The sequence below is a fragment of the Clostridium sp. genome, assembly GCF_032576335.1.
In the GTDB taxonomy this organism is placed as follows: Bacteria; Bacillota; Clostridia; order Oscillospirales; family Acutalibacteraceae; genus Faecalispora.
Genome location: NZ_JAWFXC010000025.1, coordinates 1 through 10706, shown reverse-complemented (window position 1 = coordinate 10706; position 10706 = coordinate 1). Strand labels below are relative to the sequence as shown.

The window sequence follows — 10706 nt, the reverse complement described above, 5'->3', positions numbered from 1 at the left end:
AATTAAACAAATATGAACAATGGAAAGGACACAGATACTATGAAAAAGTCCGTTCGCCATCCTTTTGCAAGGATACTCTGGACGATTTTGGGGATGTAGACAAAGCAGGAGCCGTTGCATCAAGATAAAGATGCAACGGCTTAATTTCATAATCTAAAATAAGGGTAAAGCTTCTTAAGAAAAATACCATGGCTCACTGATAAATTTGATATATATTTTTTTGTTTGCAATCTCAATTAAGCCTTCGTCCTTCATTCGTTTCAGTTCCCTGAAAAGTGAGGGGCGTTGTACACCGAAGTAGTCAGCAAGCTGCTTTTTTGTGATAGGTAGCAAAACAGATTCCGATTTTTGCTGGGTAGAAAGTGCCAGAAGGTAATGAAGCAAAGTTTTTAGGTCCCAAGTTCATGGCCATTCGTTGGGCGCTCACTGTACTTGCCATAATCATCTTCTCATGGATTTCGGCAAAAATTATTCGGGATGAGGATCTACCGGGAGAAATGCTGGCTAAGCCCGGCCTCCATATTAACAAGGATGCCTGTATGGGCTGTACCCTTTGTGCAAAGAACTATCCCACACTGTTTATAATGCAAGGGAAAAAAGCTGTTGTCAAAGCATATGATAAACAGGCTCTTGATTATGAAAAACTCCAAAGTGTAATAAAGGCATGTCCGGTTCATGCAATAGAATATTCGGAACAATAAAGATAAGGAGTTATATCACAACGTGATGTAGCTCCTTATTTACTTTATTAAAAAGGTTGTAAGCCTATCTTTGTATCCAGGATTAATATCATCGAGAGGGGTTTAAGTGTAATTACCCTCAGGATTCAATCACCCTATTAATCCAATCGCATAAGATATATAAGGGTAATGCTGTGCAATTTATAATTTTGTGATGTTACCTAAGCTGAAAAAGGAGGTGTTTTTTTGTGAGTCGATATAATGAAAACAGAAGGGGTTGCGGAAATCAGACCGTAGAGTCATGCCAACAAGACCATGGGCCTTATCCCTATGTTACCAACATTTCGCAAGCAACTGGGCGGAATCAGAACTATCGCACGACATTGTGGACTGGATGTCACCTGCAGTTAACTCTGATGAGTATTCCCGTATGCGGTGAAATTGGGTTAGAGATACATCCAGATACTGATCAGTTTTTGCGTATCGAACAAGGAAACGGTGTTGCTTTGATGGGAAACCGCAAAGAGCAATTGGATTTCCAGCAATGTATAGCAGCAGATGATGTTATTTTTGTCCCTGCCGGAACATGGCATAATGTTGTTAATAAAGGGCGATGCCCTTTAAAACTCTATTCAATTTATGCACCACCACATCATCCGCATGGCACAGTGCACAAAACTAAGGCAGATGCCGATAGATTGGGGGATTGAAACCACAATACATGTAAAAAAAGTAAGAGCCACGTGAGAATTCACGCAGCTCTTATTTTTATTGCATTGAACCATTTTTCAGTTTTTGTCGTTTTACCAGTTTCACTAACTCAAACCAAAACACTGCGATAAATGCAATAATAACAGCCTTTAATAACAGAGAAGCAGAAAGTGGTGCCAACTTTAATAAGCCATTGAGTGGCGAATACAAAATAATGCCAAGCATAGCCAGTGTACCAAGGTTAACTGCCCACATCACTTTGTCTTTCACAAGGCGCTTTACCGATTGAAAGGTAAAATCGTGATCAGAACTATTGACCTGTACAAGAAACAAGTTGGATAGCATGATAATTGCAAGCCCCATTGCCCGGGCAACTGGTGCATTATCAACATTTCCATCGAGGATTACGTAATACGTTCCAAAGGAGGCCGCAAAAATGATAAGTCCCTGCAAAATGCTTTTGGCTAGAGTTTTTGCGGTCAACAGTTTTTCCTTTGGATCTCGAGGGCTTCGCTCCATAATGTCTGCTTCGGCAGGCTGACGCTCTAGTACAATCGAGCAGGTAGGGTCAATGAGTAGCTCGAGCAGAACAACGTGGAGAGGAAGTAAAAGCAGTGCTGAGGGGGCAATGCCAAGGATTGGTGCAAGTAAGGAGGCAAAGGCAATGGGAATATGAATGGTGAACACATAGCCCACAGCCTTGCGAATGTTATCATAAATACGGCGACCGTCTTTTACCGTTTCTACAATAGTAGTAAAATTGTCGTCCATTAGAATGAGATCTGCTGCTTCACGGGAAACTTCACTGCCGCGTTTACCCATTGCAATGCCAATATCGGCATATTTGAGAGCGGGTGCATCATTCACGCCATCACCGGTCATCGCGACAATTTCACCGTTATCTTTGAATGCTTTTACAATACGCATTTTATGTTCAGGAATGACACGAGAAAAAATGCTGACATCCTTCACTTTTTCACGCAGTTCTTCATCGGTCATTTCGCTTAGCATATCGCCTGTAATGATATGGTCGCTGTTTTGCATACCGATTTTCTTTGCGATAGACGCGGCGGTGATGCCATTATCACCTGTAATCATAACAACACGAATACCCGCTTTATTGCAAACGGCGATGTCTGCTTTTACACCTTCACGGGGTGGGTCGGCAAGCCCGATCAGTCCGCAAAGCGTTAAATGGCAGTCTGTGATCTGTGCAGGAATTTCTGCTTCACTTTGTAGCTTTGCAGTGGCAACTGCAATTACACGCAAACCTTGTTTGGACATTTCGGAGATCTTCTGTTCTGCTGTTTGTTTTTCTAAATCTGTAAGCTTACAAATAGTTAAGATACGCTCAGGGGACCCTTTTGCGGCAACGGTAATTCCGTCATCTCTGCGCCAAATATGCCCCATCATCTTCAACTCATTTGTAAAGGCATATTCGCTGATTAGTTCTCCAGCAAAAAGATCTTCCTTTAAAATTCCAAGGGTTTCGCAATGCTTGAGCATTGCCTTTTCCATTGGGTCATAGGCATCGGTCTCGCAGCCCATACCCATTACTTCACAAAGTGCTATGGTGTTGCCATCAGTAGCCCACGTATCCTGCACGGTCATCTGATTCATCGTGATGGTACCTGTTTTATCTACGCATAGCACAGATACGGCGCCAAGCGTTTCCACTGAAGGCAACTTGCGCACCAGTGACTGCTTTTTGGCAAGTCGCCAAGCTCCCATTGATAAAAATACCGTGAGGATGACAGGAAACTCTTCTGGAATCATTGCCATGGCAAGGGTGATGCCCGACAAAATGCTTTCAATCAGCCTGTCGCCAAAGCTGTGGTCAGGAATATTTAGCCATGTGAATATTCCTACAAGGGCAAACAAGACTGCAGCAATTCCTGCGCATAGTTTAACAAGACTTCCGGTTTGCTTTTGTAGGGGTGTGGGTTCCTCTGGTGCAGATGCAACATTAGCACCGATTTTTCCATATTCGGTGCTGCCACCAATTTTATCTACCAGTACCGTTGCTGTGCCCTGTGTAACCAGCGTGCCAGCATAACAATAATCACGCCGCCAATAGTCGCTTGTTGAATCTGCACTCTCAGTGTTGATTTTCCACACACCTTCCGCTTCGCCGGTCAACGAAGATTCATCGACACACAGGTCGTTACATTTTATTATAATGCCGTCTGCCGGGATTTTAACCCCCTCATAAATCATCATTAAGTCGCTGGGCACAAGGTCAGCACTTGCAATGGTCTGCTCCTTGCCATCACGAATAACAGTGACATGCGGGGCAGATAAATCTTTCAGGGCATTTAGGGCTTTATCGGTTTTCCCTTCTTGAATTACATCAATGCTAATGATGCCCACCACAAAAATGAGCATAATCGCACCATCCCTGGATTCTCCCAGAATAAAATAAATGGTCGCAGCAACAATGAGCAGTAAGAACATTGGTTCGCAGATAATATGCAGGATTTTTTTGAAAAAGCTTTCTTTTTTCCGTGCGGTCAATTCATTCTTACCATATTGCTCCTGCAATCGTTTTGCTTCGGTGGCGGTTAAGCCAGCCATGTTTTGCTTTTTGTCTGTCATAAAAGTTACCTCCGTTTTAGCCTTTCGGCAGTCGTTTGATAGCTCTATGGCACTCCATTTCGGGGTCATGTGTTCCATCAGGGTATAAAAAATAGCACACCTATGGAACATACTACTGTCCCACAGATGTGCTCAAATTGCAATCTGTTGCCGCTCATTGGGCGGCCCGGCCCCATGACCTTTACAAAAAGGTTCATCGCCTGCTCAGTTTGTACTGTTGATCTCGCATTCATGCTGAATGTAATGCAGTGCAAAGAGATTCTATATATTATATGCAAGATTGCAATCATTGTCAACCAGAATATTATAGAAGATGTAAGGAGAATTAAAATGAAAACAAAAATCCGTTCACCGTCTTTATGCAAGGATTGTCTGGACTATTCTTGGCATGTAGTAATAATGAGTAGGTCCAGTTCTGCAAGGAGCTGGGTCTGCTCATTTAGGTTCTCATTATGCTCATAATAAGAAATTCTGGTTATTCCTAACTGTTCATTAATATGCCAACACCTCATAACCAGTTTCGGTTACTAACACCTGTTTTTCCCATTGCGCAGAAGGCTTCCCATCAGCAGTGCGAATAGTCCAATTATCGCATTTATCTGTTACTATATTGGATTTTCCCATATTTATCATAGGCTCTACAGTAAAAACAAGTCCTGGGACTAAGAGCATTCCTGTTCCTTGCTTTGTCACATAACCGACCCAAGGATCTTCATGAAATTGTAGACCAATACCGTGGCCTCCGATTTCTCGAACGACAGAATATCCATTTTCCCTTGCATGGTCTTGAACAGCTTGCCCAACATCACCAAGAAATCCCCACGGTTTTACCTGTTCAATGCCCAGCTCCACACACTCTTTCGCAACATCAACCAGTTTTTGTTTCTCAGCGGAAACAGCACCAATGCAAAACATGCGTGAAGAATCTGAAAAAAATCCGTTATAAATTGTAGACACATCAATATTTACAATATCGCCGTTTCGCAGGAATATACGATCAGAGGGGATACCATGACATACAACATCATTAATTGAGATACACACGCTCTTAGGGTATCCGTCAAAATTGAGTGTTGCTGGAACGCCTCCCAGTTCCTTGGTTTTTTCGAAGATAAGCCGGTCAAGCTCTTCCGTGGTGATTCCATCAACCGCATAATTTGCAATGAAATCCAGTAAAGCGATGTTTCGTTTGCTGCTTTCCCGAATACCTTCAATCTGTTGTTTTGTTTTAAGCAATTTTCGATAAGGCACTTCATATCCCTTTAAGCGGTAAATTTCAATTTGCTCATCAATAGGGCCATGACATTTCTTATATTTTCGACCGCTGCCACACCAGCAGAGATCATTTCTTCCAAACTTGTCAGACATTTTATCTCCTCGCATTTACAAATTCGGAGGGAGCAATACGCCCTATAGACTAAGGTGAGCTAAGAGAAACACCGGAAGTTTTCCGATATTGGCGTGGCGAGCATTGAAACGCTTGTGAAAAAGCTCTTGCAAACGCTTCAGATGACGAGTACCCATATCGAAAAGCAATATCGGTTATTCTGTCATTGGTTATGCAAAGATCATTAGCAGCAGCTTTTAATTTACATTGGGCAAGAAATTGTTTATATGTCATACCCATGTGCTCCCGAAACTTTGTAGAGCAGTAATACGGTGAATAACCAACATATGATGACATATCTTGCAGGCTTGGGCTTTCTGTTATGTTATTTTCTACCCACTTTGCCATTGTTTCTATTGTTTGAACAGACATTTGCTTCACTCCTTTCTCCAGTATATCAATTCTCACAGACAATTACCTGATATAAGTTGCACATATGAGATAAAGTGCTTGCCGATAATCTCCGTAATTTGGCTGCAGCAGGAGTTTACGGATGCCTTTAATTACTGTACAGATTATAAATAATTAGCAATTCAAATACTTGTTAAAAGTTATCGTACCATATGTTGCCGCAAATTTCCACTGTCCTTATGCAAGTATTGACTGGACGATACTGGGGATGTAACGGAGAATAGGAAAACGAGGCTGACAAACGCCAGCCTCGTTCTTTATAGTTTGTTGTCAGCGATTCGCTCTCTCAAATTCTCAATTTTAGAGCGGATTGCTTTTATAGTACGTTCAAAGTCCACATCGCTTTTGCCGGTTGGGTCATCTAACCCCCAATCCTCCCTGTGCATACAGGGCAAAAAAGGACACTGCACATTGCAGCCCATGGTCACCACGATATCCACTGGGGGAATCTCCTCCAGCAGCTTACTGCGCTGAGTTCGCTCCATGTCGATGCCATAAATCTGCTTCATCAGCCGCACAGCATCCTGATTGATTTGCGGCTTTACTTCCGTTCCGGCAGAATAGCTTTCAAAGACATCAGACGCAAGGTACTTGCCCAGTGCTTCGGCAATTTGGCTGCGGCAGGAGTTGTGTACGCAGATAAATGCTACTTTAGGTTTGCTCATACTGGAAACCATCCTTTCGTTTTGTTGGCGATTTTTACAAGCAACAGCATCACCGGCACCTCGGTCAGCACGCCAACTACGGTGGCAAGAGCCGCCGGTGAAGTAGTACCAAACAATGCAATCGCCACAGCGACCGACAGTTCAAAGAAGTTGGACGCGCCAATCATCCCCGCAGGGGCGGCAATATCATGGGGCAGCTTCAGCCATTTGCAAGCAAAATAAGCGATGAAGAAAATAAGGAAAGTTTGCAAAACAAGCGGCACAGCAATGAGTAGAATGTGCAGCGGATTATTCAAAATCACATCACCTTGGAAGGAAAACAGCAATACCAAAGTGAGCAGCAGACCAATGCTGGTGGCATTATCAAATTTATGGACAAAGGTGTTTTCAAAATACTCTGTGCCCTTGCGATTTGTCACCAGCACACGGGTCAGAATACCGCCCGCAAGCGGAATGACTACAAATAAAATGACCGATAAAATCAGCGTGTCCCATGGCACGGACACGTTGGAAACGCCCAGTAGGAATTTCACAATCGGCACAAAGGCAACCAGAATAATCAAATCGTTGGTTGCTACCTGTACTACGGTGTAGGCAGGGTTTCCTTTGGTGAGCGTGCTCCAGACGAACACCATCGCTGTGCAGGGTGCCGCACCCAAGAGTACTGCACCCGCCAGATACTCCTTGGCGAGGTCAGGGGCAATCAAGCCCTTAAAAACCACATAGAAAAATAGCGCGGCGATACCGTACATGGTGAACGGCTTGATGAGCCAGTTTGTCACCCATGTGACGAATAACCCCTTTGGGTTTTTCCCCACATTTTTGACGCTCTGGAAATTCACCTTCATCATCATGGGATAAATCATCACCCAAATGAGGATGGCGACCGGAATAGAAACTCTGGCATACTCAAAACGGCCTAAAAATGCAGGAACGGCAGGTAAAAGTTTACCAATTAAAACACCTGCCGTCATACAGAGAGCAACCCACACGGTCAGGTGTTTTTGAAAGAAGCCAATGCTTTGTGATTTTTCCTTTGCCATAAATTTACCCCCGTACTTTTTGCAGGATTTTAACGACCTCGTCCTTTTTTAAAACCTTTCCAAAGGAAACGACCTTGCCGTCCACAACCAATGCAGGAGTTGTCATCACACCGTAAGCAGCGATCTGTGTAAAGTCTGTCACATGGTCAATGGTGGCATCCATGCCAAGCTCTTTGAGCGCTTCCAAGGTAGCCGCTTCCAGTTGATTGCACTTTGCACAGCCCGAGCCAAGCACCTTGACGGATGAACCGCTCACTTTTGCTTTTTCGGCTTCCGCAATCGTTTCTGTATTGCAGTCACCGCCACAGCAGCAACCGGAGTTTTTTGCTTTTGCTTCTTCGTCAGCTTTCTTTGCGGCAATTTCGGAGGGCTTGCACATTTCCCCGCAACCACACTGCACCAATTCTTCCTCTGCATTTTTCTTTTTACCAAAACCAAACAATGCCATAATAAAAACCTCCTTAAATTCATGATTAGAAACCTGAATATAACAAATAGAAACCGATGAGCAGGATCACCGCGCCCATGACGATTTTCAAAATAGCGCTGGCTTTTCCATACTTCTCGCTTTGGGAGAGCTTTTGGGCAAAGCCCATGGAAGGCTCCGCAATCACGGCGAGAATGCCGTGCCCAATGAAATAGAGCAGCAGTAGCAAAACACTCCATACAAGGCTGCCCGCCGTGGCCGCAAGGATACCCAAAACCGTAAAGGTCAATCTCGGCAATGACGGCGAAAATCAAAAGTGGAATAACTGTTTTTATATCCTTTGTTTACTCATCCGCAAGTACCTTCAGGGCAGCAACCGGTCTTCACAGCTTTTCCCTCAAAGAAGTTTTTGAGATTTTCTGGAAGTGAATACTCGCCGCAGTCACAAACGGGCTGCACCATGCCGAGCACAGCTCTTAGAATTCCTTCGGCCAGCATGGCTTTGGGCGGTACTTCATAGGCTTGACCTTTGTATGCAAAGGTACGACAGGTCACATCGGTTCCGCTGATTTCACCACAGCAGCCGCAGGTGTTTTCCGCAACAGGTCCGCAGATATCCTGCCCATTTACACGAATGGTGGGCGACGCAAGGAATCGGTAGTGCTCCGCCAGTTCTTTTGTGGCGATCTGTACCTTTTGAAGCCGCATGGTATATCCGGCAGCCTCCAGAGCGGGCGCGATACTGCCCAAAACTTCTTCCAGTACCGCATCGGCGCCGATACAGCGGTCACAGGTATTGAGATCAAGATAGAGATATTCCACAAGCACAGCCTTGGAGGAATCCTCCTCACAAGCCCCGCCGCGGCAGCAATCTACGCTTTTTTTTGCACTGCATTCGCCGTTTGGCGGTGTCCAGCCAGTATCGTCGCCTACATAGGAGATGGCGCCTGCCGGACACTTGTTGCCGCAGCCGTGGCAACGGTCAATGCAGTTTCCGGGTTGCATCACCACAGGGGACGGGGCTTTTGCTTTGTTATAAACACTGTGGGAGCAAAAATCCACGCAGGTTCCGCATTCAGTGCAAGCAAGATAATCGATGACTGGATACCAGTTTTTAGCCATTCTCTTTCCCTCCCATTAAACCAGTAGATACTGGAAAATATTAAACAGATAGCCAACAATGATAATGCCGATGGTGCAGATGGCAATAAATGTGCCCAACAGCTTCGGCTTTACCGCCTTGCGCAGCATGATGATGGAGGGCAGGGAAAGCGTTGTGACTGCCATCATAAAGGAGAGAACCGTACCAAGCTGCGCGCCTTTGTAGAGCAGCGCTTCGGCCACCGGAATCGTGCCGAAAATGTCAGCGTACATGGGAACGCCAAGCAGAGTTGCCAGCACTACCCCAAAAGGATTATTGCTGCCAAGCACCATCTCAATCCAGCTTTCAGGAATCCAGTTGTGGATGATAGCTCCGATGCCCACGCCAACCAGAATGTACGGCAGAACTTTTTTGAAGGTTGACACCACCTGATCCTTGGCGTAAATGACACGCTCTTTGCGGGTTAAGTCAGGCGATTCAAAATCTACGCCGCTTGCCGAGCGAATGAATTCTTCCACATAGTTTTCCATGTGAAGTTTTTCAATCAGCGTACCGCCAACGACCGCGATAACCAGGCCCACAACGACATAGACGATAGCGACCTTTGTGCCAAAGATGCTCATGAGCAGAACGAGCGACCCGAGGTCTACCATGGGTGAGGAAATCAGAAAGGAAAAAGTCACGCCAAGGGGCAGTCCGGCACTGGTAAATCCAATGAACAGAGGTATGGAGGAGCAAGAGCAAAAAGGCGTTACCGTGCCAAGCAGTGCTGCCATGATATTTGCCCACACGCCGTGAAAGCGGCTCATAATTTTCTTGCTTCGTTCCGGCGGGAAGTAGCTTTGAATGTACGAGATGATGAAAATCAGCACGCAGAGCAGTACGGTGATTTTTAGTACATCATAGATAAAGAATTGAACGCTGCCACCAATTCGTCCTGTTACATCAAGACCGAACAACGAGAGCAGATTACCGATTAGGGCGTTGAGCCATTTCATTCCAAGCACTTGGTCTTGAAAGAACAGCCACGTATTTTGAAGGATCTCCATAGGGTAAGCGCCTCTCTTTCTTAAATTCAATAGTCATATCAAAAAAACTTGATATGTTGTGCCGAATAAAAGCCATCTTCCATCAGATGGCCGTTATTGATTGCAACAACGAGTATCTTCAGCGGTTGCATTGGGGGTGGTAATTGCTTTTAACAGGAGCATGGCCTCGTGGCTGCCCTGTTCACTGATTTTATAATGTGTCCATTTGCCTTCCTGTCTGCTTTCGACAATACCCGATTCACATAAAATCTTCATGTGATAGGACAAGGAGGACTGACCGATTTCCATTTGATCAATGAGCACGCAGGCGCATTTTTCACCGCTGCGCAGCAGTTCCAAAATGGCAAGCCGCTTTTCATCGCAAAATGCCTTAAATACATTAGCGTTCTTCTCCGGAGTAAGCTCCAACGTTTATCACCTCACATCAAATTATCTTGATATGATATAGTATATGCTTCACATCAAAAAATGTCAATATGAAAGGAAGCGCTGTTTATGAAAATTAAAATCCGTTCACCGACCTAATGCAAGGATACTCTGGACTATTCTTGGCATGTAGACAAAGCAAGAGCCGTTGCGTCAAGTAAGATGCAACGGCTCAAATTCGTGATAAGTCAGATTTTATTGTGTAGGTGA

Annotated in this window: 13 protein-coding genes and 1 riboswitch; of the genes, 2 read left to right on the top strand and 11 right to left on the bottom strand. The window is 44.7% G+C overall.

Annotated elements, in window-relative coordinates:
• Window positions 1–174: 174 nt before the first annotated feature.
• Window positions 175–333, bottom strand: a complete 159-nt coding sequence (locus E7L17_RS14780; protein WP_230974965.1) for a helix-turn-helix domain-containing protein — start codon at window positions 331–333, stop codon at window positions 175–177.
• Between the two features lie 29 nt (window positions 334–362).
• Between E7L17_RS14780 and E7L17_RS14775 the strand changes: the two genes are divergently transcribed.
• Complete coding sequence (locus tag E7L17_RS14775) at window positions 363–701, top strand: (4Fe-4S)-binding protein (RefSeq protein WP_230974964.1); 339 nt, start codon at window positions 363–365, stop codon at window positions 699–701.
• A 227-nt stretch (window positions 702–928) separates the two neighbouring features.
• Entirely contained in the window at window positions 929–1390 is a 462-nt protein-coding gene (locus E7L17_RS14770; protein ID WP_018214002.1) for a cupin domain-containing protein, read from the top strand.
• 58 nt (window positions 1391–1448) lie between these two features.
• On the opposite strand, the gene E7L17_RS14765 is transcribed toward E7L17_RS14770, so the two are convergent.
• From E7L17_RS14765 to E7L17_RS14720, 10 genes are all read right to left on the bottom strand, one after another.
• On the bottom strand, window positions 1449–3986 hold the full coding sequence (locus E7L17_RS14765) for a cation-translocating P-type ATPase (protein WP_316323891.1): 2538 nt from the start codon (window positions 3984–3986) through the stop codon (window positions 1449–1451).
• Window positions 3987–4099: 113 nt separating this feature from the next.
• A riboswitch (NiCo riboswitch) is annotated at window positions 4100–4204 on the bottom strand.
• Window positions 4205–4478: 274 nt separating this feature from the next.
• A complete protein-coding gene (locus tag E7L17_RS14760) occupies window positions 4479–5354 on the bottom strand; it encodes a methionyl aminopeptidase (protein ID WP_026184156.1) in 876 nt (291 codons plus the stop codon).
• Window positions 5355–5403: 49 nt separating this feature from the next.
• A complete protein-coding gene (locus tag E7L17_RS14755; protein WP_026184155.1) occupies window positions 5404–5745 on the bottom strand; it encodes a helix-turn-helix domain-containing protein in 342 nt (113 codons plus the stop codon).
• 296 nt (window positions 5746–6041) lie between these two features.
• The gene (locus tag E7L17_RS14750) at window positions 6042–6449 is read right to left on the bottom strand and encodes an arsenate reductase ArsC (protein WP_018213998.1); all 408 of its coding nucleotides are present in this window, start codon (window positions 6447–6449) and stop codon (window positions 6042–6044) included.
• On the bottom strand, window positions 6446–7492 hold the full coding sequence (gene arsB / locus E7L17_RS14745) for an ACR3 family arsenite efflux transporter (RefSeq protein WP_316323890.1): 1047 nt from the start codon (window positions 7490–7492) through the stop codon (window positions 6446–6448). The genes E7L17_RS14750 and arsB overlap by 4 nt, the downstream gene beginning before the upstream one ends.
• Window positions 7493–7496: 4 nt before the next feature.
• Entirely contained in the window at window positions 7497–7871 is a 375-nt protein-coding gene (locus E7L17_RS14740) for a thioredoxin family protein (RefSeq protein WP_312576926.1), read from the bottom strand.
• A 94-nt stretch (window positions 7872–7965) separates the two neighbouring features.
• Window positions 7966–8208 carry a hypothetical protein gene (locus E7L17_RS14735; RefSeq protein WP_020493353.1) on the bottom strand — a complete coding sequence of 81 codons (243 nt, stop codon included), beginning with the start codon at window positions 8206–8208 and terminating at the stop codon, window positions 7966–7968.
• 59 nt (window positions 8209–8267) lie between these two features.
• Window positions 8268–9041, bottom strand: a complete 774-nt coding sequence (locus E7L17_RS14730) for a DUF2703 domain-containing protein (protein ID WP_018213994.1) — start codon at window positions 9039–9041, stop codon at window positions 8268–8270.
• A gap of 15 nt (window positions 9042–9056) precedes the next feature.
• Entirely contained in the window at window positions 9057–10070 is a 1014-nt protein-coding gene (locus E7L17_RS14725) for a permease (RefSeq protein ID WP_018213993.1), read from the bottom strand.
• 93 nt (window positions 10071–10163) lie between these two features.
• Window positions 10164–10478: an ArsR/SmtB family transcription factor gene (locus E7L17_RS14720; RefSeq protein ID WP_018213992.1), complete on the bottom strand. Its 315-nt coding sequence runs from the start codon at window positions 10476–10478 to the stop codon at window positions 10164–10166.
• Between the last annotated feature and the right edge of the window lie 228 nt (window positions 10479–10706).

Coding starts and splice junctions, on each gene's coding strand:
- E7L17_RS14765 (WP_316323891.1), bottom strand. CDS start 3,986: ATGACAGACAAAAAGCAAAACATGGCTGGCTTAACCGCCACCGAAGCA.
- E7L17_RS14760 (WP_026184156.1), bottom strand. CDS start 5,354: ATGTCTGACAAGTTTGGAAGAAATGATCTCTGCTGGTGTGGCAGCGGT.
- E7L17_RS14755 (WP_026184155.1), bottom strand. CDS start 5,745: ATGTCTGTTCAAACAATAGAAACAATGGCAAAGTGGGTAGAAAATAAC.
- E7L17_RS14750 (WP_018213998.1), bottom strand. CDS start 6,449: ATGAGCAAACCTAAAGTAGCATTTATCTGCGTACACAACTCCTGCCGC.
- arsB (WP_316323890.1), bottom strand. CDS start 7,492: ATGGCAAAGGAAAAATCACAAAGCATTGGCTTCTTTCAAAAACACCTG.
- E7L17_RS14740 (WP_312576926.1), bottom strand. CDS start 7,871: ATGTGCAAGCCCTCCGAAATTGCCGCAAAGAAAGCTGACGAAGAAGCA.
- E7L17_RS14730 (WP_018213994.1), bottom strand. CDS start 9,041: ATGGCTAAAAACTGGTATCCAGTCATCGATTATCTTGCTTGCACTGAA.
- E7L17_RS14725 (WP_018213993.1), bottom strand. CDS start 10,070: ATGGAGATCCTTCAAAATACGTGGCTGTTCTTTCAAGACCAAGTGCTT.